The sequence below is a fragment of the Rhodocytophaga rosea genome, from assembly GCF_010119975.1.
GTDB lineage: Bacteria > Bacteroidota > Bacteroidia > Cytophagales > 172606-1 > Rhodocytophaga > Rhodocytophaga rosea.
This window is the reverse complement of the sequence record NZ_CP048222.1, coordinates 5,055,355-5,079,840: the sequence shown is the minus strand read 5'-3', so window position 1 is coordinate 5,079,840 and position 24,486 is coordinate 5,055,355. Positions and strand designations below refer to the sequence as shown.

The following is a 24,486-nucleotide window of genomic DNA, read 5'->3' as shown; positions in this document are numbered from 1 at the left end:
ATGTCGGGTTGAAACACAAAGTTGATATAAAAATCAATAGTGAGGAATTAAATTAGAATTTTACTGCAAAATTTTATACTTTAACCAGTTCAACTGATAGTCTGTTAATTAGAATAAGCTTATGAAATGGCTTAAAGCGATAGGTACACTGATTATTACATTGGGGTTAGTTTATGCACTGGATCATAAATTTGGCGACATTCCACCGGTAGGTAAATTCCTTGATCCCTTCCATGGTTTCTGGGCCAATGCCGAAAGCAAATCTGTAGCAAAGGAGAAAAACCTGGATATTCCCGGTTTAAAAGGCAAAGTACAAGTAGTATTTGATGATGTGCTGGTGCCGCATATTTTCGCAGAAAACAACTATGATCTGTATTTTGCACAGGGGTATGTAACAGCTATGCACCGCTTGTGGCAAATGGAATTTCAAACACATGCCGCCGCCGGACGGATTTCTGAAATTGTAGGTGAACGTGCCCTGGAACTCGACCGGTATAGCCGCCGGATGGGAATGGTATATGGAGCTGAAAAAGCCACCAAAAATATGCTGGCAGATCCTGTATCCAGGGAAGTGGTACAAGCATACTCAGCTGGTATCAATGCCTATATTGATGAACTTTCGCCGGAGGATTATCCCCTGGAATACAAATTACTTGGTTATGCTCCTGAACCCTGGAGCCCGATGAAATGTGGCCTGCTGCTCCAGCAATTATCCAATACACTTACCGGCGGCAGCGACGACCTGTATATGACCAACATCCTGACTGCCTTTGGCAAAGATGTGGTAAAAGATCTGTTTCCGGATTATCCTTTTGTCGAAGATCCTATTATTCCGCCAGGCACTCCACTTGATTTTACACCAGTAGCTATACCCAAAGCACCCAATGGATTTCTGGCCAATGCTACAGATACTATTGTTACGCCTGCACCTGATCCGGAAATTGGCAGCAATAACTGGGCAGTACATGGGTCTAAATCTGCCAGTGGTTATCCGATTCTGGCTAATGATCCGCATTTAAATCTCACCCTTCCTTCTATCTGGTACCAGATCCAGCTGGTCAGTCCGGATGTGAATGTATATGGAGCTTCTTTGCCTGGGGCACCATCGGTTATCAGTGGCTTTAACAAAGAAGTAGCCTGGGGATTAACCAATGTAGGTGCCGATGTAATGGATTTCTACCAGTTGCGCTTTAAAGACAATACCAGAACCCAATACTGGCATGATAACCAGTGGAAGGCTGTCCGGAGAAGAGTGGAAGAGATTAAAGTGAAAGGAAAAGCAAGTGTATTTGATACGGTGTTATATACCCATCATGGTCCGGTTGTCTATAAGGATGGAGAAAAACCTTTTGATACACAGGCACCTACTGAACATGCCATGCGCTGGGCAGCACATGAAGCAGAAAACGAACTGCTCGCTTTTGTAAAATTGAACCGGGCCAGAAATTACCAGGATTATGTAGAAGCCCTTTCTTATTATGCTACTCCGGCTCAAAATTTTATCTACGCCGATGCTCATAATGACATTGCCATCTGGCCAAATGGTAAATTTCCGCTCAAATGGAAAAACCAGGGCAAATTTATTCTGGATGGCACCAGTTCCGCATATGACTGGCAGGGCCGGATTCCGCATGCCCACAATCCGCATGTAAAAAATCCGCCGAGAGGCTTTGTAAGTTCGGCCAACCAGTTTTCGGCTGATACTACCTATCCCTATTACCTCAACTGGGAATTTGCCCCCTCCGAAAGAGGCCGCCGGATCAACCAGCGATTAGCTGGTATGCAAAAAGCTACCCCAGATAGCTTGCGCTTGCTGCAAAGCGATAATTTTAATTTGTATGCAGAGGCCGTTCTGCCCAAATTATTGTCCTATGTATACCAGGATAAGCTAACGGCCAAACAAAAAACAGCCCTCCAGACCCTTTCTCAATGGAACTACCGCAATGATCCCCAGGAAATAGGGCCGACCATATTTACCAGTTGGTGGAATAACCTCAACAATGCCGTCTGGCGGGATGAATTTGGCAACCGGCAGACACCGGAAATGCGCTATCCCAGCCGTGACCGTACCATACATCTGATTCTCAACGAACCACAATCCCGCTGGATAGATAATACAAACACATCACCAAAGGAAACGCTGGCAGATCTGGTCAATCTGTCTTTTAAGAAAACGGTGGATACTTTATATGCCCGGTATGGCGATATGAACGAATCCTGGCAGTGGGCACCTTACAAAAGCACCGATATTATGCATCTTGCCCGTATTCCTGCCCTAAGCCGCCGGGATATTATGAATGGCGGCGGTAGCAGCATTGTAAATGCAACCACTGAGCGCAATGGCCCTTCCTGGCGGATAGTGGTGGCTTTAGGTCCTCAGGTAAAAGGCTATGGAGTATATCCAGGTGGCCAGTCCGGCAATCCGGGTAGTTTTTATTATGATAATATGATCGAAACCTGGCGCAAAGGTGAGTTAAATGAACTTGTATTTATGCAAAAACCAGAAGAAACTTCTTCCAGAATCATAGCCAGATGGAATCTGAAAGAATGAATTTTATTAAATCTGATAAGGACAGATACTTGGCCATTTTTCAAAAATGTAGACTATGAAAGAGTGCGGTGGATGGTGCAGCAACAGTGTGGCCGGTTTTGGCCAGTGTGAAGGCCGGAGTTTGTGCGAGCAGCCACCTTCAAGCGTAAAACCGGCTTTGTTGGTGCTGTCCTTTTGTTTTGTTACTTTTATTTTGGACAAGCAAAATAAAAGTAAGGACGGCCTAGGTAATCAAGAATCTTTTTATTTATACAAAAAACTTTGTTCACAAATTTAATTATTAATTCTCTGGAGAGTTCAGCTATACCTATACACTACTTTTTAACCTAATCACTTTATATGAAAACAACACAAACAAACCATTCCATACTACTCTTATGCACTGCCTTTTTCCTGTGCTCTATTCAAATGGCCTTTGCCCAAAAAGCTGTAGGTATGTTTGAAGGACACGGTGATATAGGTCAGAATGTAAAACCAGGTTCAGCCTCGTATAATACCAAAACCGGAACCTATGAAATTGCCGGTTCGGGATACAACGTCTGGTTCGATCACGATGAATTTCATTATGTGTGGAAAAAGATGAAAGGTGATTTCCTTGTGTATACCAGAGCAGCTTTTATTGGCAAAGGCGTAGATCCACACCGGAAAGTAGGCTGGATGGCCCGGACCAGTCTGGATGGAAATTCAGCTCATATCAATGCCGTGGTACATGGGGATGGGCTTACTTCCCTGCAATACCGGAAAACCACTGGAGCCAATACCGACGAAATCAAATCCAAGATCACACATGCGGATGTCATTCAACTGGAAAGAAAAGGGAATACCTATACTATGCGGGTAGCCAAATTCGGAGAACCTTTTGTGACTGAACAAGTGAGCGAGCTAAACCTGGGGGATGAAATATATGTAGGCTTGTTTGTGGGTTCACATAATAAAGATGTGGTTGAAAAAGGAACATTTACAGATGTACGCATTTCTGTTCCGGCCAGAGAAGGACTAGTGCCTTACCGGGAATACCTGGGAAGCCATATCGAAATACTGGATGTGAATACCGGCAAACGGGAAATTGTATATACTTCCCCCAAATCCCTGCAAGCCCCCAACTGGACACCAGATAATAAAACCCTGATCTACAACAGCGATGGCCTTATTTATACATTAGACCTGAAAACCAGACAACCCAAAGTGCTCAACACCGGCGATGTAAAAAATAATAACAACGACCATGTACTCTCCTTCGATGGCAAAATGCTGGGTTTGAGCAGCGGCGTAAGTGCGCTGGGTGGCTCTATTATTTATACCGTTCCGGTAACTGGCGGTACCCCTAAGCAGATCACACCCAAAGGTCCTTCTTACTTGCATGGCTGGTCGCCTGATGGCAAAATACTGGTATTTACCGGGCAGCGCAACAATGAATACGACATATATGGGGTGCCCTCCAATGGTGGTCCGGAAGTGCAGTTAACAACGGCTAAGGGACTGGATGATGGACCGGAATACTCTCCGGATGGAAAATACATTTACTTCAACTCCAATCGCAATGGCACCATGCAACTGTTTCGCATGAAAGCCGATGGCACTGAACAGCAAGCCCTTACCAATACCGATTTCCATGACTGGTTTCCGCACATCTCCCCGGATGGCAAATGGATCGTATTCTTGTCTTTCCTGAAAGAAGAAGTAGAATCTGGTGACCATCCTTTCTACAAACATGTATACCTGCGGATGATGCCCGTTAGTGGCGGACAGCCCAAAGTGATTGCGTATATATATGGCGGTCAGGGTACAATCAATACGCCATCCTGGTCACCGGATGGTAAAAAAGTAGCATTTGTAAGTAATACCACCGATATCAGCATTGTAGAGAAAAATGGTGCTGCCAGTACGGGAAATTAATCATCAGGTAAAAATGCTTTCAAACAAAAAGCCGTATCTCTATCAGAATACGGCTTTTTTAGTATAGAACCAAAGGTACAACTAGGGAGTAGCCAAAAACCATACATTGCCCACCCCTTTTCCATTAATGTCTCCCCTCTGGGCATCATTTTTAAAATAATACAGCGGTTTTCCTTTATAAGATAATTGCTTCTTGCCATCGGCCCTGGTAATGGTAGTAAAATCAGCAGCTTTTAATGGAGAAGGCATCTTAAAATCCTCTGCCAGAAACTCCGGCCAGTTTACTATACAGTTGCCGGAGCAGTTGCTGGTATTGTTTGCATCCGGGCTAAAAGTATATAAGGCACGGCCATCAATATCTGTCAGGTAGAGATCAGCACCTTTGCGGGCGATCATCATCTTAAAATCAGGATTAACTACAAACCAGACCTGGTTCACATTTTCGCCTTTTACATCCCCAGGCGCCACGTCTTGCTCATAATAATACAGTGGCCATCCGCGGAAAGTAGTTTGCTTGGTTCCATCACTGCGGGTAATGGTACCGAAATCAGCAGAATTTAATTCTGAAGGCAGCTTTAAATTTCCTGAGTAAAATACAGGCCAAGCCACCAGACAATTTCCGCTGCATACACTCTGACCGGCTACATCCGGAGAGAAAACATACAAAGTTCGCCCGGCTGAATCAGCCAAATACTGACCCAACGTTGGATCTGTTTTGAGTTGTACAGAATTCACAACAGGTGCTTCATCGTCATCTTTATTACAGGCGGTAAACAAAAGGCTGCCGGCAAGAAGGGTTAATAGTAAAGCGGCTACCCAGGTAGAGTTCTTCTTTTTCATAGAATTGTTGGACTTACAGGTGAAAAAAATGTAAATAATAGCAAGCCTGCTATTCCGTACAGCCAAAAGCCGTATTGAATAGCTGAAAAAGATAAGATGCTCCGGAGTACTTACTTATTCATGATCTGTAGCAAACTTGTATTTAACTGCTGCAGAATGCGTTCCCAGGACGAAGTGAAACAAAAAAGGGTTGCTTGTGGTAACAAAAACATTTATTGGTTTCTATCATAAGTGAAGTCAAGAATCAAGATTAACCTTGCTGGACATATTAAATTGAATAAGCACATCGCTTTAGTATAGGGAGGGTATTTCTTCAATATAGAAATGAAGTCTGCTTATCTCCGGAATAATTTGTATTTTAGTATTGCGATCAGAGTTATTTTTATTTTCTCAAGGTAAATGTAATACATGAGTTTGCTTTTCTTATAATTGGCTGAAACTCACTATAAGGCCATTAATAATCTGGTATTTTATTCAGGCAATTCAGAGATCAAGCTTTAACAATTATCACCTTTCATGTCCACCTGGAAATACAGTCTTTTATTAGTATGGGTTATGTGTCTGCTGGCTGGCTGTAAAAACGAGCCTAACAATAGCTATACGATTGGTTTTTCTCAGTGTACCGGCGCCGATGAATGGAGAAAAGCTATGATAAAAGGCATGCAGCGGGAACTGGCTTTCCACCCAAATGTTACCCTTCTCTACCGCGATGCCCAGTATAATAACCAGAAACAAATTGAACAAATACGCGAACTAGCTAATTCCGATATTGACCTGCTGATCGTTTCGCCCAACGAAGACCAGCCCATTACTCCCATTGTGGAAGAAGTATTTCAAAAAGGCATTCCAGTGGTAGTAGTCGACCGGCGGATTACTTCTCCTTTTTACACCGCCTATGTAGGAGGAAATAACTATGAAGTGGGCAAAATAGCTGGTGAGTATATAAATACCTTATTAAAAGGCAAAGGCAAAATTATTGAGATCACTGGTTCTCCCAAATCCACTCCGGCCATTGACCGGCATAAGGCGTTTATGGAAGTAATGGCTATTTCTCCGGATATCGAAGTTATTAGCATCAATGGCGAATGGGAGAAACAATTTGCTAAGCCTGCCTTTCTCAAAATCATTGACCAGCACCCGGATGCCGACCTGATTTTCGGGCACAACGACCGGATGACTGTAGGTGCCTATGAAGTAATGAAGGAAAAAAATCTATTGGGTAAGGTAAAATTTGTAGGAATTGATGGATTAGCTGGCCCGGATGGTGGAATCGATATGGTAAATAAAGGCGTATTTGAAGCTTCGGTTATTTATTCGCCAGGAGGTGAAGAGGCCATTCAGAAAGCCATAGAAATCTTGCAAACCGGTAAGACGAATAAAGAAACCATTCTGCATACGGCTGTTATTGATTCTTCCAATGTGCGGATGATGAAAATGCAGACGGATAAAATTCTCAGCCAGCAGGATGATATTGAAAAGCAGCAAAAACGGATTGATGACCAAATTAAAATCTATAATAATCAGCAGGTATTTTTGTATGTAATGTCTGGCATGCTGGTGGTAACGGTAGTGCTGGGCTCACTGGCTTTGTATTCATTACGCGAAAACCAGAAAATAAACCGCGAACTTAAAACCAAAAACCAGGAAATACTCGAACAACGCAACAAAGTGCAGGAAATGGCCGAAAAAGCCCAGGAGGCCACCGAAACCAAATTCCGTTTTTTTACCAATATCTCTCACGAATTCCGTACGCCACTTACGCTCATTCTGGCACCTGTCGAAGAGTTATTAGCTGCAAAAAAAAGCCAGGCTACTATTCTAAAGAAAGACCTGCAATTGATCCATAAAAATGCCCTTCGCTTACTCCGCCAGGTAAATCAACTGATGGATTTCCGTAAAATTGAAAGCGGCAAAATCCGCTTGAAAGCTTCGCAACATGATCTGATTGCTTTTTTAAGAGATATTCAACTGCCTTTTGAAGGAATGGCTAAAAAACGGCACATCGATTTTCAGATCATTACCAGCCTGAATTCCCTGCCCCTCTGGTTTGATGCAGATATGCTGGATAAGGTTTTTTTCAACCTGCTTTCCAATGCTTTTAAATTTACTGGTGACAAAGGCAGGATTTATGTATATGTGGAACAGGATTCAGCCAGAAATATAGCGATTATTCGAGTGGAAGATACCGGGGTAGGTATGTCAGCAGAAGAAAGCAAGCGGGCCTTTGAAATGTTTTACCAGGGTCAGAATGCGTATGCCAAAGGCACAGGTTTAGGATTACCCCTTTCGCAGGAATTTGTTGAACTGCATCAGGGAAAAATCAGTGTACAAAGCAAAAAGTACAAGGGAACCTGTTTTACCGTAGAATTACCGCTGGGAAAAGATCATTTTAGCGGGGAAGAAATCTCTGCCGAAAAAGAATCCTTCTTGCCAGAACAATTGTACCTGAAAGAAGAATGCAAAGAAGAAAAAGCAGACCTTATGCCAGGAACCGTTCCTGTACACGAACGGGAATATACTATTCTGGTAATTGAAGACAATGAAGACCTGACCGTTTTTCTAAAAGAAAGACTCCAGGAAAACTATGAAGTAATCACAGCTGCAGATGGCAACCAGGGCATGAAAGAAGCCTTTGAGCAGATTCCGGACCTGATCATTTGTGACATTATGCTGCCAGATACCGACGGCCTGAAAGTAACCTCCATTCTCAAATCAGACCTGCGGACTTCGCATATTCCAGTTATTTTACTTACGGCCAGAAATACGGTAGAACAACAGATTGAAGGCATGCATACCGGCGCAGACCTGTATCTAACTAAACCCTTCAGCTTGCAATTTTTACAGGAAAGTATCCGGAGCCTGCTGATGAACCGGGCTATTCTCAAAAATCATTATATGGGAGACGTACTGCCCAATCCGAAAGCTTCTGCGCCTATTAATAAACTCGACAAAAAATTCATCAGCGACTTTAAAGCCATTATTGAAACCCGGCTTGCTGAACCTTCCCTCAATGTAGATAGCTTGTGCAAAGACCTGGGTCTTTCCAGAATTCAGTTATACCGCAAAGTAAAAGCAGTATTAGGCGTAGCCGTAAATGACTATATCCAGACGATCCGGTTGAATAAAGCCTGTCACCATCTTCAACAACCTGGAGTTTCGGTGGCGGATGTTGCCTACCAGGTTGGTTTCTCCTCCCCTACCTATTTCTCTACAGCCTTCAAAGCCAAATACGGCGTTTCCCCCATCGAATACAAAAATCAGAAGTATACTCCCCAGGAATGATATAAAACTGAAAAAACGTGTTACAAAATTGAAACTCAGATAGAAATACAAAATCATAATCAACTGAATTTTAGTGTGTTAACAGCCATTGCGTTTCTGTTACAGATTTTAATGTTTTTGATACGATCCTGGATTAGTTAGCCACTGGCAGCAAGTAGTTTCGTCAGACAAAATTTATTTATTTTCTGATGACGAACACTAAAGTATTTTTCTGGGCAATCGTAGTAGCACTGGGCGGCTTCTTATTTGGTTTCGATACCGCCGTTATTTCAGGGGCCGAAAAAGCCATTCAGCAACTCTGGGATTTAAATGTTTTCGAACATGGGCTTACGGTTTCTATCGCTTTAATAGGAACAGTGCTGGGTGCTTTATTTGGCGGCATTCCTTCAGATAGATTTGGCAGAAAAACCACCTTGTTTGCCATAGCTGTTCTATACTTGCTTTCCTCATTAGGTACAGCGTTAGCGCCCGACTGGATTACCTTCCTGACCTTCCGGTTTCTGGGAGGAGTTGGCGTAGGTACATCATCAGTTACGGCTCCCTTATATATTTCCGAAATCGCCCCTCCCCGTTCCAGAGGAAAACTGGTAGGTATGTTCCAGTTCAATGTAGTGTTTGGTATTCTGGTCGCTTACTTATCCAATTATTTATTCGGCGGCGATGGTGCAAACGACTGGCGCTGGATGCTGGGTGTACAGGCATTTCCTTCTCTCATTTTCTTAGTTTCAGTTTTGTTCGTACCGGAAAGTCCTAGATGGTTGATTCTGAAAAGAGGTAAGGTAGACGAAGCCAAAAAAACATTGAAAATTGCTAATCCCGCAACCGATGTTAATCAGATTGTTACAGAGATATTGACTTCTTCCCAGCATGCTGACGGCAGTGAGATCAAAGGTTCTTTATTTACCAGTCAGTATCGCACACCGGTGATGCTGGCGATCTTGTTTGCCTTTTTTAACCAAGCTTCGGGTATTAACGCCATCATTTATTATGCACCCAGAATATTTGAAATGGCCGGATTAGGTAAAAGTTCAGCCTTGCTTTCCTCGGCTGGTGTAGGCTTAATCAACTTCCTGTTCACTTTAATTGCTATTAACTCTATCGACCGTTTTGGCCGCCGTACCCTGATGTTGATTGGTTCGGTAGGTTTGATTGTTACCCTCGGTCTGGTGGCAAAAGCTTTCTACTTCGAAGAATTCAACAGTTATTCAGTACCAGTCTATCTGTTTGTATACATTGCCTTTTTTGCCTTTTCCCAAGGAGCCGTTATCTGGGTGTTCATTTCCGAAATATTCCCTAACCAGGTACGGGCTTCCGGACAAGCCCTGGGCAGCTTTACCCACTGGCTTATGGCGGCTATTATCGCTTTCACTTTCCCCTATATTGCCGAAACGCTGGGTGGCGGAAATACCTTCCTGTTATTCAGTGTGATGATGGTACTGCAACTGCTGTTTGTATGGCGCATCATGCCCGAAACCAAAGGCACTTCCCTGGAGCAAATTGAAAAAACAGTAGTGATGCATTAGGCAATGGAAGTTGGAAGATAGAAAATGGATTCAATCTCCATCCTCCAACTTCTAATCTCCACATTCCAATTTTTAACCTACTCTTCCATGAACAAAAAGATAATATGCTTTGGTGAAACGCTTTGGGATATGCTGCCAGATGGAGCCATGCCTGGAGGCGCACCCATGAATGTAGCCATACACCTGCATTACCAGGGATATACTCCAACCATACTCAGCCGGATTGGCAATGATGCGGCTGGAAAGAATTTGCTAAGTTTTCTGCAGGAAAAAGGTATTTCTACCGGGTACATTCAGGCTGATGAAACCCACCAGACCGGACTCGTACAAGCCGATATTAGCAATAAAACACATGTTACCTATAATATTGTAGCTCTCGTAGCCTGGGATTATATCCGATATGAAGAACAAGCAGCCCGGCTGGTACAGGAAAGTGATGTATTTATCTATGGCAGTTTAGCTTCCCGCAGCAAAACAACTTGCGAAACCCTGTTTAAATACCTGCCCCTGGCCAGTTTAAAAGTATTTGATGTAAACCTTCGTCCGCCGCATTACTCGCCTAAACAAATTCAGCTACTGATGGATCATGCCAGTATCATCAAAATGAACCACCATGAACTGACTGAAATTCTGAGCTGGTATGGCCAAATACTACCTGAGAAAGAAGGCATGGAATACTTGATCCAGCGGTTCCATACGGATGTTTTGCTGGTAACCCGAGGCGAAAATGGCGCTTCCGTTTTCACATCAGCGGGATATTTCGAGCATCCGGGCTTTCAGGTGAAGGTTGAAGATACCATTGGTAGCGGTGATGCATTCCTGGCCGTTTTTCTGCATCAGTATCTTTCCGGAATGGCTATCAGCCAGATTCTTCCTTTTGCTTGTGCCGTGGGTGCCTATGTGGCTACCCAGCGAGGGGCTACGCCTGTCGTTCCCGAAAATGCCATTCGTCAGTTGCTCGATTCGGCATTAGCTTCTAACCCCATCATACTTTAAACCTAAAAATCTTATGCAATTCACGCATTTGTACAATCGCTGCATCTGGAAACCTCCACGTTCCTGAAATGAGGAAATGATATCTCTGCTTCCGTGTAAATGGTCTACTTTTTTAAAAGACTTCTTCTCTTTTCATCCACTTTTAACTTAAAATCTAATGAAAAAAAGCTTACTTATGGCCGTGCTGCTCCTGTGTGTCTTATTCGGATTGCAGGCGCAAACTGCCCTGACGGTTACCGGAAAGGTAATCGAAATGGAAACAAATGAACCCCTGGTCGGGGTGAACGTACTGGTAAAAGGAACTACTACCGGTACAACAACTGATCCTAACGGGAGTTATTCCCTCCAAGTGCCCGATGGCAATGCAACACTGGTATTTTCTTCAATTGGCTATACCCTGGAAGAAGTTCAGGTAAATGGCCGGACTACCATTGATATTACCATGGCGGCTGATATCAAATCGCTGAGTGAGGTGGTTGTACTGGGATACAGTACTTCCAGAAAAGAAGATTTGACTGGTGCGGTGGCGGTGGTTGAAATGGCGCCTATCCGCACAGCAGCGATCAGTTCAGGTAATCCGATGCAGGCTTTACAAGGCAGGGTCCCTGGTTTGTATATTGAAAAAACTGGCACCCCTTCCGGAGACAATAGCCGGATTCTGTTGCGGGGAGTAAATACCTTAGGAAACACTGATCCGCTGTATATTATCGATGGCGTTCCTACCAAACGTCCACAGGTTTTTCAAAGCCTAAATCCCAGTTCGATTCAATCCATTCAGGCACTGAAAGATGCCTCGTCGGCTTCTATTTATGGAGCTAGGGCTTCGAATGGAGTTATCATTGTAACCACCAATAACGGAGGCAATACGGATGGCAAACTCAATGTTCAGTTCAATTCCAGTATTTCCAGCCTTTCAGAAAAATCGCAGCGTTTTGATATGCTGAATGCGGCTGACCGGGGCAGGGCACTCTGGCAAGCATCTGTCAATGACAAAGTTGATCCAGCATCTGGCTATGGCGAAATCTATAATTTCGACTGGAATAAAGATTTTAATAACCCGGTATTGAATAGCGTTACCGTAAAACCACTGGTTGGCGGCGATCCGCTAACACCAGCTGGCGATACCGACTGGCAGGATGTGATGTATAAAACGGCCTATGTCACCAATAACGATGTAACCATTTCTGGCGGAACAGATAAAGCTTCTTTGCTGATCAATTTTGGCTACCTGAGCAATTCCGGGATGTTGCGTTATACCAATTACCGCCGCTACAGCGGAAGGGTGAATGCGGCTACCAATCTGTTTAATGGCCGCCTTAAAATGGGAATCAATACGCAACTGGTATCTTCCAAAGAAACGCTGGCTGCCACTGACCTGGGCGGCGCACCTACCCCTGGACTGGCGATTACCTTAGCACCTACTATTCCAGTATACACCACCGATGGAAAGTACGCTGGTCCTCTGGGTTCTGGCTACTCTGACCGGAATAATCCGCTGCACATGCAGGACATTAACAAATGGGATAATACGCGGCGTAATTTTGTTTTCGGTAATATTTATGCCGAAGTAGAACCTATTGCAAACCTCATATTCCGGACGTCGCTTGGAGCGGATATTGCCAGGTATAGCAATAAGAACATTGAACAGTCGTATAAGGAAGGATTTATTGCCCGTTCGCTGAATAGCCTGACCCTGAATACCAATAACTTTTTCAGCTTAACCTGGTCTAATACGGCCAGATACAATTTCTCTCTGGGACAAAGCCGCTTTAATCTACTGGCTGGTATTGAAGCCATCCGCGATAACCTGGATGATTTAACGGCGTACCGGGAAAACTTTGCCGTACAATCTGAAGATTTCTTTGTGATCAGTGCAGGTTCTGGAAATGCCAATAGTGCCGGAAATTCTACCGGAAGCCGCTTATTATCCCAGTTTGCCCGCATCGACTATAACCTCGCCGACCGTTATCTGGCCGCAGTTACCTTACGCCGCGATGGTTCGTCCAGGTTTGGAGAGGACAATAGATATGGTTTCTTCCCGGCTGCTTCTATTGGCTGGAGAATCGACCAGGAATCATTTATGAAGAATGTTACACCGGTGAGCAATCTGAAATTGAGGGCTGGCATCGGACGGATCGGTAACCAGGATATTGGGGATGTAGCCAGATTTGGCCTGTTTGAACCCCGGTATGGCACCAGAGCTTCCCAGGTACCGAATGGCCATCAAGGATTTTTCGACCAGTTCTGGAGTGTAGGTACGGCTTATGACTTAAATGGCGTAAATTCAGGAACATTACCTTCTGGTTTTGTTTCTACACAAGGACAAAATACGGCGCTGAAATGGGAAACGACCGATGAAGTAAACCTGGGTGTTGATTTTGGATTTCTGCAAGGAAGCATTACCGGTTCTTTCGATTATTTTACCCGGGAAACCAGAGATATTTTGATTAAGCCGCCGGTTGCTTCTGCCGTAGGAGAAGGCCAGTTGAAGTTTGTGAATGGCGCTACCAAAACCAATAAAGGATGGGAGCTTTCCCTGGGATATGTGGGCAAACCTAAAGGCGATTTTACCTACAGTGTGTCTACCAACCTTTTCCGCTTCCGGGATAAAATCACGGTATTGCCAGAGGAAGTACGCTCTGCTTTTGCCGGGAATGCAGTAACGACCATTATCGGGCATTCGCAGCTAGATTTATTTGGCTACAGGACCGATGGCATTTTCCAGAACCAGGGTGAAGTAGATGCCCATGCGGACCAGGTAGGTGCCGCACCAGGTAGAATCCGCTACAGAGACCTGAACAGCGATGGGGTAATTAATTCTTTGGATCAGGAATTTTACGGAACCACACTGCCCAAATTCAATTATGGCATCCGCTTAGACCTGGGCTATAAGAATTTCGATATGTCTATTTTCGGTTCGGGCATTGCAGGCAGAACAGGTTTTGATCCCTATACTTTCTATAACGACTTCATCCGAGGCCGAGACAATGTAGGCCCTGGTGTATTTGATGCCTGGACACCACAGAATTCTGGTTCCTCTATTCCGGCTTTAACTTTATCCGACAATAATAACGAAACCCGGCCATCCGACTATTTCAACGTGAATACCTCGTATTTCAAATTGAGAAATGTGCAACTGGGCTACAATGTTCCTTCTGCTGCGATCAACAAGATCGGGGGCATGGAAAAGCTCCGGATATACTTTATGGCCGACAATGTCTTCTGGATCAAAAGCAAAGATTTCAAAGGGCCAGATCCTGAACGGGTAGATGTAAATTCCATAGCCGTTCCGAGGGTATTCACTGCCGGTATCAATATTTCTTTCTAATTCTAAAGCCTTACTCACATGAAAAATAAAATAATATACAGTGCCTTATTGACAGGTATACTCACCTTTAGTTCCTGCAAAGATTTCCTCGAATATCAGCCACAAGGTGCTCTTTCTACAGAGAATGTAACCACCGCCGCCAATGCCGAAGCCCTGGTCACTGCTGCCTATGCCGGTATCGGAAACGATGATATGGTGGGTCCAATGACCAGTATGTGGGTGTATGGAAGCGTGCGTTCCGATGATTCTTACAAAGGAGGTGGCGGCGTTGCCGATGTGCAGGATGTTAATTTTTACGAACAATATAACCTAACCCAGGCACAACAAGGCGATGGCTGGATGCATCCGTTCACCTGGGAAAACTTTTACCGGGCTATTTCCAGGGCCAATTTTGCCTTACGGTCTATTAATAATTTATCAGAAGCTGAATTTGCGCTGAAAACCACCCGCCAGGCAGAATTACGGTTCCTGAGAGGCCATTCTCACTTCATGTTGAAAATGCTATTTAAAAATATTCCGTATGTGGATGAAACGCTTTCCAACGATGAGATTTTAAAAGTTTCCAACCGCCAATATACCAATGATGAGTTGTGGAATAAAATCGCTGAAGATTTTCAGTTTGCCATGGATAACCTACCGGTGAACCAGCCGGAAGTAGGCCGGGCCAATAAAATGGCTGCCGCTGCCTATCTGGCTAAACTCAGGTTATACCAAGCCTATGAGCAGGACGAAAACCATAAAGTGGTGAGCATCAATCCTGGCAAATTACAGCAGGTCGTAGAATTAACCCAGATGGTAATCAGCTCTGGTAAATACAAACTACAGCCAGATTTTGCAGAAAACTTCCTGGATGGATTTGACAATGGTCCGGAATCTGTCTTTGCCATTCAGTATTCTATCAACGATGGTACTTCGCTGGGCAGGATCAGTACGGTAACAGGTTTGAATTATCCGCATGGCGCACCACAATACGGCTGCTGTGGATTCCATCAGCCCAGCCAGAACCTGGCCAACGCTTTCGGAACGGACGCCAACGGCCTGCCTAAATTTGATACCTTTAATGAAAGAGAGATCAATTTTAATACAGCAACCGTAGATCCCAGAGTAGATCATACCATCGGTATTGACGGGCATCCTTATAAATACAATGCAAAGCTGCCTTTCAGCAATAGTTGGGTGCGTGATCCGGGTGTATATGGCTATTATCAGAGCATGAAAGAGCAACAATTAGCTGATTGTTCCTGCTACAAAAAAGAAGGTCCGTTTATTGGCACTTCCAAAAATATAGATGTAATCCGCTATGCTGACGTATTGCTCATGCAAGCCGAAGCCTATATTGAATTAGGTCAGCAGAATATGGCCTTGCCGCTGATCAATCAGGTTCGGGAAAGAGCTGCCGCCAGCACCGGAAGAACCAAAAAAGCCGATGGCACTGATCCTTCCAATTACCTGATCAAACCGTATGACGGCACCAACTGGACGAAAGAATACGCCCGAAAAGCTTTGCAGTGGGAAAGAAGACTGGAATTTGCGATGGAAAGTCCCCGTTTCTTCGACCTGGTACGTTGGGGCATTGCCGAACCTACCTTGAATGCCTACTTAGCCAAAGAAAAAACCAGAAGATCGTTCCTGAACGGAGCCAGATTTACTGCCGGCAGAGACGAATATTTACCTATTCCTCAACGGGAGATCAATTTTACCAAAGGCTTGTATCAGCAAAATCCGGGATATTAATAGTGTATTCATCATGTGCGAACAGGCGCCTGCTTTCTGTGCAGGCGTTTGTTTGCAGAGAATCGTTCATTGGTTGTTCGTTGTTAGTTATCAGTGAAGCGATTTATTATTTACGCATCAATCTCACTTTCAATTTTATTTAGTAATTAAGTAAGAGTACACAATTAAGTATAAGATTTTGGCAAATTGTATCTTTGCTTATGCGTTATATCAAGAAGATTACAGACAAGCAAAAACAAGACTTAGAGAAGATTCATAAAGATAGTAAAAGTTATCAGGAACGTAACCGTTGCCAATGTATACTGTTATCCAATCAAGGCTATCAAGTACAGAAGTTAGCAAGCATTTTTCAAGTAAGTCAGTTAAGTATTTATAAGTGGTTTGATCGCTTTGAGAAAACAGGTGTGGTAGGGTTAAAGAACCAAAAAGGGAAAGGCAGAAAACCCATCCTTACTACCAGTAATGCTACCCATGTTGAAGTAGTGGAAAATAGCATAGAGAAAGAAAAACAACAACTTAAATTAGCTAAGCGAGAGATAGAAGCTAAATTAGGCACGGCTATGAGTGAGATGACCTTGAAGCGGTTTTTAAAAAAATTGACTACCGATGGAAACGTTTCCGTAAATGGATAAAGCCATTGCAAAACAAAGAAGCATATGAGCAGAAAGTCAAGCGATTACATGCTTTGCTTTATTTGGCACAGACAGGCAGTATAGATTTATATTTTGGAGACGAATCAGGGTTTTGCCTTACCCCTTGTGTACCTTATGGATGGATCAAAAAAGGCGAACACGCCCCTATTTTATCCCAAAGAAGTACAAGGATAAATGTATTTGGCTTGTTAAGTACAAATAATGAGTTGCTTACTTATCAGAAAAGTGGGAGTCTAAACGCTGACTTTATCATTGAATGTGTAGAGGCCTTCTCAACATCTATTTCCAAGTTTACTGTCATAGTCTTAGACAACGCCTCCTGGCATACATGTGGCCTATGGGAAGTCAAAAAAGAAGAATGGGAACAGAAAGGATTATACATCTTTTTGCTGCCTAAGTATAGTCCTCATCTTAACAGGATCGAACGATTTTGGAAGCAGGTGAAATATCATTGGCTCAAAGCCGAAGACTATCTGTCTGTAGAAGCGCTTAAGGAGGCACTTTATACCATCTTTTCAGGATTGGGTACTTACTTTAAACTTGATTTTAAAAAACTTGAAGTAGATGAAAATATTATACTTAATTGTGTTTAATTACTTATATTCAAACAGTTAATTGATTCCCTATGCGCCGTCCTTACTTTCTTTGTCATTGCTACAAAGAAAGTAAGCAAAGAAAAATCTAGAAAAAACAATGCTTCCCCGCTGCAAGCCTGCGCATTGCCCGCTGTTTTTTCGGGCCATCACGCAAGGAATATTTATTTGATTTTTATTTAATAACAATAAATACTTTTTATTAGGATTATAGACAAAGCAAGAGTGCGGTGGATGGTGCAGCAACAGTGTGGCCGGTTTTGGCCTGTGCGGATGGCCGGAGGGTTGTGGGCTTGGCCTATCCAAGCGTAAAACAGGCTTTGTTGGTGCGGTCTTTTTCTTTTGTTACTTTTCTTTTGGACAAGCAAAAGAAAAGTAAGACGGCGCAGGTTAGATAGCAGCTTCTCTTAACAATAAATCTATGATAGTATGAGCACGCATCAACAGTAATATTGAACAAAAATAATTTTTACTCCTGCTATTAATTAACTAACTCTTTCATTTCAAACTTTATTATTCCTACATTTTAGCCTAACATCCTATTTATGAAAAACTGCCTTCAACTTCTGTTTCTTTCGTTTGTATGGGTAGCCTGCTCCGAATCGCAGGATAATACAAACACTACGCAGGCTGATTCTACGGAAACCCCGTTTACGCAGGTGAACACTCAATTTCAGGAAACCCACCGACCTCAATATCACTTTTCTCCCCCCAGCAAATGGATGAACGACCCCAATGGAATGGTTTTCTATAAGGGAGAATACCATTTATTTTACCAGCATTATCCGGATAGTACGGTGTGGGGCCCTATGCATTGGGGACATGCGGTGAGTAAGGATATGATTCACTGGGAACATTTGCCAATTGCCCTATATCCGGATAGTCTGGGTTATATTTTCTCTGGCAGTGCAGTAGTAGATGTAAATAACACTTCTGGACTGGGCACCAAAGATAATCCAGCCATGGTGGCTATTTATACCTACCATTTGATGGAAGGCGAAAAAGCAGGACGCAATGATTATCAGACGCAGGGTATTGCCTATAGTACCGATAATGGCAGAACCTGGGAGAAATACAAGGGAAATCCTGTCCTGAAAAATCCTGGCATCCGCGATTTTCGTGATCCCAAATTATCCTGGCACGAAGAATCCAAACAATGGGTACTGATACTGGCAGTAGACGATCATGTGGAATTGTATGGTTCTAAAAACCTGACCAGCTGGAGTAAACTAAGTGAGTTTGGCAAAACCTATGGCGGACATGGCGGTGTATGGGAGTGTCCGGATCTGTTTCCATTAGAAGTAGATGGCCAAAAAAAGTGGGTGATGCTCCTGAGTATCAATCCTGGTGGGCCTAATAAAGGCTCGGCTACGCAGTATTTTATCGGGGATTTCGATGGAAAAACGTTTAAAAGTGATTATTCGCCTAAAACCACTTTATGGGTAGATGAAGGCGCTGATAATTATGCTGGTGTAACCTGGGCTAATATGCCGCAAAGTGATGGAAGGAGAATATTTTTAGGCTGGATGAGTAACTGGCTCTATGCCAATACCGTTCCTACTGACAACTGGCGTAGTGCGAATACTATTCCTAGAGAACTGAGCTTGAAAAAACTACCGGAAGGCATTCGCCTTATTTCACAGCCAGTAAAAGAATTAGCCTCTATCCGTGGTGAATCTGCTAATATTTCTGGTAGGGCGGTGAAAGGAGAAGTTGATTTGAAAGCCGGTATTCCATTCGATATTGCTACCTCTGAACTAGTATTAGAACTGGATTCTATTAGTCAGAGCAAAGATTTTGGTATAGAACTTTCCAATACGCAGGGGCAAAAATTGCTGATCGGTTATGAAGCAACCAGTAAAAATTTTTATATCGACCGCAGCCAGTCTGGTAAAAAAGATTTCTCCAAAGAGTTTGCAGTCAAACATACGGCTCCCAGAAAATCTTCAGCTCAAACCATGAAATTGCATCTGTTTTTTGATGTAGCTTCTGTAGAGTTATTTGCCGATAATGGAGAAGTGGTAATGACGGATATTTTCTTTCCGGATTCCAACTATAGCCAAGTAAAGATGTATGCCAAAGATGGCGCTGTAAAACTGGTATCAGGCAAAGCTACTCAACTGAAATCCATCTGGGGCGAAAAACTAGCTTCAGCCCAGTAAGAGAACTAGGTCGACGGTCTACAGACCACAGAAGGTTCATGTTTTCAGCTTTGAAAATAATTTTTGATCGTACAAAATGAATAATTGAAACCGAGGCAGGAAGCCGGAGTTAGAAAACAGAAGCCAGAAACACATCTCATTTCCGGTTTTTATCTTCTATCTTCGGCTTCTGATTTTTGTGCAACACCTAATTTTATACAGTAAATGACAATGAAACGAATCGCCATTGACATGGATGAAGTTATAGCCGATGCCAATCTGCGCTTTATGGACTGGTATGAACGGGATTTTGGCAGACGGATTACATTACAAGAAATTCATGGCAAATTTTTCAGGGAAGTAGTATCACCCGAACATAGGGAACATACCATTAAATACCTGCATACAGAAGGCTTTTTTAAAGATATGGCCGTTATTAAAGATAGCCAGGAAGTAGTGTATGAACTTTCCAAAAAGTACGAGATTTTTATTACCACAGCTGCTATGGAGTTTCCTACATCGTTTATACATAAGTATGAATGGCTCAAGCAGCATTTTCCCTTCATTCCCTGGACACACATGGTATTTTGCGGCGACAAAAGCATCATCCATGCCGATTACCTGATCGATGACCACAGCCGCCACTTCAAACGTTTTTCCGGCCAGGGCATTCTGTTTACTTCTCCCCACAATGTCCACGAAGACTGGAATCCCAGGGTAAACTCCTGGAAAGATGTAGCGGATTTGCTGTTGTAATAGCAGTATTAAGTAGTGAATACAAAGTATTGAGATTATTATGAGAGTTGATTTTAAGGATTATATTATTGAGTTATGTAATGATTCAGGTTACGCTCTGGATTCAACTGATAATAGCGTGAATTATCAATTTCAATATTTTGACGGGCTAGAATTAGAAGATAGAGTTATTCCAACATCAAAGCATAGTATCAGCGTAAGCAAAAATGGAACTGAAATTTCTAGCGCCATAATTGCAGAAATAGGAGGAGCCACTACCATTCATGATAATTCATTTCTCATTAAAAATGACTCTATCTTTATTTGCTATTGTAATAGGGTTTATTCTCTTTCATTTCCTTTTCTGTTAAAAAACTGGAGTAAAGAATTAGATTGGGCCACCTGCTTTGAAGTTTATGCATTTGAAGATGATTTAATCGTCCATGGAGAGACGCAAATCACCAGAGTAGATGAAAAGGGAAATATAAAATGGCAATTTGATGGGAGAGATATTTTTGTAGCCCCGGATGGCCATAGTACTTTCTCAATAGCCAACCAAGAAATTATTGTTAGTGATTGGGAAGGATATTATTATAGATTGAACGGAGAAGGAAAATTAATTGAAGAATGGAAAGATAAACAGTAGTACAATTTTCGCAAACTATAATAAAGTGCGATGTTGGTATTTATTCTCCTATGTGATTGTATGTATGCAAAATAACAATGTAGAGCTTAATCTAGTAATTGAACTTCTGGAAAAGAAGAAGCAAGAACTATTGGAAGAAGTAAAAACTGAGCAAGGTGCCAATCCAGAAAAGATTACGTTGAAAAATCAAGTTATTAGAGCTATCCATTGTTTACAGATTTGTCAGGAGTTTAATATTAGTAAAGGAGAAATCTCATTTCTGCGGATTCCTGAAGGAGGAAGCGATAGCTTTTATACCTCATTTTACATTGTAGATGAAGCAGAAATTAACAAAGTGGACAACTGGGCGATAAAAAAGCTAGATGGAAAGCCTATAGAATTAAGTTGCTTTGATATTATTGGAAAACGGTAAACATTCAAAATTGAAACAAGTCAACTGGGTAATCCAAAAAAATCTGATTAGGCAAGAAACTCTGGAAAGATTAAGAAAAGCTTTTCAGGAACATAATATCAGCTTCGAAGAAGTATTTGTTATTCCTTTCTCAGATGAATTACCCAGGTTAAGCAAACCCGAAGCATTTAATATTTTCTATGGGTCTACTACCTTAATGCTCACCGCTTATAATCATCCTGTATATCGGCAAGGAATATTTTTCAATCCTGATCATTTCCAAATGGCCACCTATCTTTCCAAGTGGGGAAAATATTTACTCAACAACGATGGAATGGTGACCAGTTTTAAAGAGTTTGTTAGTGGTAATTATGAAAAAGATTCCATCTGGTTTATCCGGCCAAATGCAGATAATAAGTCTTTTAGTGGAACTGTGATGCGGTTTGAAAATATTCAAGAATGGGCCGAAAATCTGGCAACGGCTGATGCGGCTGAACTTACCTTAGATTCTTTACTCTTTGTGAGCTCACCGAAGAAAATTGACAAAGAATGGCGCAATTTCATTGTAGAAGGTAAGGTAATTTCCTCTTGCCGCTATCAGCTGGCAGGAGAGTCAAGTGTTTCGGATATTGATGTTCCTGCATCTATGCTTGAATTTGTAGAGAAACATTGTCAGGAGTATATACCCAATGAGATATTTGTAATGGATGTTGCGTTAATGGAAAATACGTATTATATCATCGAATGTAACTGCTTTAATGGAACTGGTTTTTATCAGAATGATATGAGCAAAATAATATACGCCATTACTCATTATATTGAAAAAAGTATGATCAACCGGAATAGTTAAGAAGGTGTTTGGAAATAGAAGAGAGGTTTTTTAGGATTTTGGAAAAAGACTATCAGCCGGTAACTTGAGTTTGCGAAACAAAAAGTTACTCCATGTATGAATTACATGAAAATCTGACTGATAGTCAATGGCAAGTTATTAAAAACATAGTAGATGATGGACGAAAGAGAAAAGTTTGTTTAAAGCGTGTAGTGGATGCCTGCCTGTGGCTGACCAGAACCGGAAGTCAGTGGCGGAATTTGTCTCAGACCCATTATCCTGTATGGCAAACGGTAGCTTATTATTTTTATAAGTGGCAACACAACGGAGTCTGGCAACAAGTGCGGGCGATGTTAGTGAAAAAGGAACGAGAAAGACAGGGACGACAAGCAGAGCCTTCCAGAGTGACTATTGATAGCCAAAGTGTTAAACAGTGTGGTTGCTTTTCTGAGCAGGTAGGTGTAGATGGTAATAAGAAAATAGATGGTAGGAAACGGCATTTGGCGGTTGATAACTTAGGACTTCCCTGGGCTGTTTATGTAGGAGCTGCTAATGAGTCTGATGCCGTAGCAGGCTTTGAATTATTACCACAACTCAAAAGCTGTAGACGGCTAAGTTTGATCTGTGCCGATGCAGCTTATAAAGGTGAGTTTGTCTCTTATGCTTATTATTATGGGTGGAAAGTAGACATCTCACAAAAGCCTCCTTCCAAGCAAGGATTTATTCCTCAAAAGGGAAGGTGGCAAGTGGAAAGATCTGGACCTGCTACGAGTGTGCATCGGCTCCATGCCTGGCTGAATCATTATCGAAGATTAGCTAAAGATTATGAAAGAACTCCTGCTTCTGCTGTCTGTTTTATAGAATTAGCTTTTATCAATATCATTTTATCAAAAATACCTTAACTTATTTCCAAACACCTTCTAAATTTACTATACACTTTAAGAAAATAAGCTTTCTACCTATGGATGGAACCAAACGTGTCGATATCAAGCCGGGCTTACAGGTAAAAATTGTATTGAAGCAAGATCAGCGGACCGGAAAATTAACGGAAGGTTTGGTAAAAGATATTCTGACTAACTCCCCTACCCATCCGCATGGCATCAAAGTGCGCCTGGAAGACGGACAGGTAGGGAGAGTGAAAGAAATTATTGACTGATAGCTCAAGCCCAAACTAATTATTTACCTTTCTTTTTCGAAGGCTTTTCTGCAGCCTGAGGCGCTTCTAAGGCATTGATCTTATCGTACATCGTTACGAAAGTATTCCAGGGCGTATTTGTTCCGGTTTTTGGATCGGTCTTTTTGCCATAATATCCAGCCAGAAAATCATCTGCTCCAGACCACACCGTTTGCATCATTCCATAGTAACGGTCTTTCATTACTTTGGTAGCCGATGCACGGAATTTAAGCATATCATCTACCTGGACTAATGCCACCTGCGGATTACGCCAGGGGCAGGTAATTACTCTGAGTCCTTTCATGGCAAAATATACGGCCGTCTGGTCGGGGCGTTCGTAATGCCAGTCGCAGATCACTACATCTTTGGGGATCATGTCTACGGCCCGGTGGGTATTGTTAAAACTAGCTTCCCATATACCTAAACCTGTTGTTTTTCCATCGATCAGGCGGTCGCCCCATATCCACAATTCGCGGTTTTTAGTAGCCAGATGATCTCTGATCTTCCGTACTTCTCCGGCAAATAACTCTGCTTTATCCCTTCCGGAACACCTGGGGCATTTATCATCGCCAATGTAAAATACCTCATCCATTCCGGCATGAAAGGCATTGGTTTCAAATACCTCAGTAATTTCATCGACTAGGGCAAATACTACTTTGTGTACGCCAGGATGCAAAGGACAATAGCTTTTGCAATATAAGCCATCCGGATTAGGCCATTTATACTCAACAGGCATTTTTACATGGGGTGTTTCGTCGAATTCCGGATATACTCTTAACATATTAGTTACCCTGCTTGCCCAGGATTGATGCCCCAATAGGTTAATTTGCGGAATAATACGAATTTGATTTGATTTACAAGCATCTACCATTTTCTTAACATCTGCTTTAGACAAAGCCATTGAATCTCTGAGTTCAGGATGACTTTCGTACTGGTAATTAAAATCTACCCGGAGAATGAGGGTATTTACTTTCCTGGGAGCTAATTCTTCATTAATAAATTTAACAAATGCATCTACACCCGCAGGTTTGGGAGCGCCAATACAAAATCCACGAACAATTAATAAACTATCCAGTTTCTGCTGGGCACTTACAGCAGTATGGATAAGAAAAATAAGTAAAAATGACAATAAGGTTTGTAGGATTTGTTTTTTCATAAGGCAATAGAGATACTA

18 protein-coding genes are annotated in these 24,486 nt (G+C 42.5%); 16 read left to right on the top strand and 2 right to left on the bottom strand.

Annotation, left to right across the window (positions count from 1 at the left end; translation table 11 throughout):
• Positions 1-121: 121 nt before the first annotated feature.
• Positions 122-2,551, top strand: a complete 2,430-nt coding sequence (locus GXP67_RS20945; protein ID WP_162444932.1) for a penicillin acylase family protein — start codon at positions 122-124, stop codon at positions 2,549-2,551.
• A 339-nt stretch (positions 2,552-2,890) separates the two neighbouring features.
• Positions 2,891-4,447, top strand: a complete 1,557-nt coding sequence (locus tag GXP67_RS20940) for a TolB family protein (protein ID WP_162444931.1) — start codon at positions 2,891-2,893, stop codon at positions 4,445-4,447.
• An 81-nt stretch (positions 4,448-4,528) separates the two neighbouring features.
• On the opposite strand, the gene GXP67_RS20935 is transcribed toward GXP67_RS20940, so the two are convergent.
• Complete coding sequence (locus tag GXP67_RS20935) at positions 4,529-5,287, bottom strand: hypothetical protein (protein WP_162444930.1); 759 nt, start codon at positions 5,285-5,287, stop codon at positions 4,529-4,531.
• Positions 5,288-5,803: 516 nt separating this feature from the next.
• Here GXP67_RS20935 and GXP67_RS20930 point away from each other — a divergent pair.
• The 14 genes from GXP67_RS20930 (at position 5,804) to GXP67_RS20865 (ending at position 23,294) form a co-directional block, all read left to right on the top strand.
• Positions 5,804-8,569: a substrate-binding domain-containing protein gene (locus tag GXP67_RS20930; RefSeq protein WP_232064518.1), complete on the top strand. Its 2,766-nt coding sequence runs from the start codon at positions 5,804-5,806 to the stop codon at positions 8,567-8,569.
• Between the two features lie 188 nt (positions 8,570-8,757).
• Positions 8,758-10,092 carry a sugar porter family MFS transporter gene (locus GXP67_RS20925; protein WP_162444929.1) on the top strand — a complete coding sequence of 445 codons (1,335 nt, stop codon included), beginning with the start codon at positions 8,758-8,760 and terminating at the stop codon, positions 10,090-10,092.
• An 87-nt stretch (positions 10,093-10,179) separates the two neighbouring features.
• Entirely contained in the window at positions 10,180-11,088 is a 909-nt protein-coding gene (locus tag GXP67_RS20920; RefSeq protein ID WP_162444928.1) for a carbohydrate kinase family protein, read from the top strand.
• A 157-nt stretch (positions 11,089-11,245) separates the two neighbouring features.
• Complete coding sequence (locus tag GXP67_RS20915; RefSeq protein WP_162444927.1) at positions 11,246-14,416, top strand: SusC/RagA family TonB-linked outer membrane protein; 3,171 nt, start codon at positions 11,246-11,248, stop codon at positions 14,414-14,416.
• A gap of 18 nt (positions 14,417-14,434) precedes the next feature.
• Positions 14,435-16,150, top strand: a complete 1,716-nt coding sequence (locus GXP67_RS20910) for a RagB/SusD family nutrient uptake outer membrane protein (RefSeq protein WP_162444926.1) — start codon at positions 14,435-14,437, stop codon at positions 16,148-16,150.
• Between the two features lie 200 nt (positions 16,151-16,350).
• On the top strand, positions 16,351-16,782 hold the full coding sequence (locus tag GXP67_RS20905; protein WP_162441276.1) for a helix-turn-helix domain-containing protein: 432 nt from the start codon (positions 16,351-16,353) through the stop codon (positions 16,780-16,782).
• Between the two features lie 5 nt (positions 16,783-16,787).
• A complete protein-coding gene (locus GXP67_RS20900; protein WP_232064508.1) occupies positions 16,788-17,396 on the top strand; it encodes an IS630 family transposase in 609 nt (202 codons plus the stop codon).
• 545 nt (positions 17,397-17,941) lie between these two features.
• Positions 17,942-19,558, top strand: coding sequence for a glycoside hydrolase family 32 protein (locus GXP67_RS20895; RefSeq protein WP_162444925.1), 1,617 nt, complete (start codon positions 17,942-17,944; stop codon positions 19,556-19,558).
• Between the two features lie 204 nt (positions 19,559-19,762).
• A complete protein-coding gene (locus GXP67_RS20890; protein WP_197901547.1) occupies positions 19,763-20,293 on the top strand; it encodes a 5' nucleotidase, NT5C type in 531 nt (176 codons plus the stop codon).
• A 40-nt stretch (positions 20,294-20,333) separates the two neighbouring features.
• Positions 20,334-20,918 carry a hypothetical protein gene (locus GXP67_RS20885; RefSeq protein WP_162444924.1) on the top strand — a complete coding sequence of 195 codons (585 nt, stop codon included), beginning with the start codon at positions 20,334-20,336 and terminating at the stop codon, positions 20,916-20,918.
• Between the two features lie 64 nt (positions 20,919-20,982).
• Positions 20,983-21,330, top strand: coding sequence for a hypothetical protein (locus GXP67_RS20880; RefSeq protein ID WP_162444923.1), 348 nt, complete (start codon positions 20,983-20,985; stop codon positions 21,328-21,330).
• 10 nt (positions 21,331-21,340) lie between these two features.
• On the top strand, positions 21,341-22,159 hold the full coding sequence (locus tag GXP67_RS20875) for an ATP-grasp domain-containing protein (RefSeq protein WP_162444922.1): 819 nt from the start codon (positions 21,341-21,343) through the stop codon (positions 22,157-22,159).
• Between the two features lie 92 nt (positions 22,160-22,251).
• Positions 22,252-23,040 carry an IS5 family transposase gene (locus GXP67_RS20870; RefSeq protein WP_162442250.1) on the top strand — a complete coding sequence of 263 codons (789 nt, stop codon included), beginning with the start codon at positions 22,252-22,254 and terminating at the stop codon, positions 23,038-23,040.
• Between the two features lie 59 nt (positions 23,041-23,099).
• Positions 23,100-23,294: a YwbE family protein gene (locus GXP67_RS20865; protein WP_162444921.1), complete on the top strand. Its 195-nt coding sequence runs from the start codon at positions 23,100-23,102 to the stop codon at positions 23,292-23,294.
• Between the two features lie 19 nt (positions 23,295-23,313).
• Here GXP67_RS20865 and GXP67_RS20860 read toward each other — a convergent pair whose 3' ends face one another.
• A complete protein-coding gene (locus tag GXP67_RS20860; RefSeq protein ID WP_162444920.1) occupies positions 23,314-24,468 on the bottom strand; it encodes a family 20 glycosylhydrolase in 1,155 nt (384 codons plus the stop codon).
• Positions 24,469-24,486: the final 18 nt, after the last annotated feature.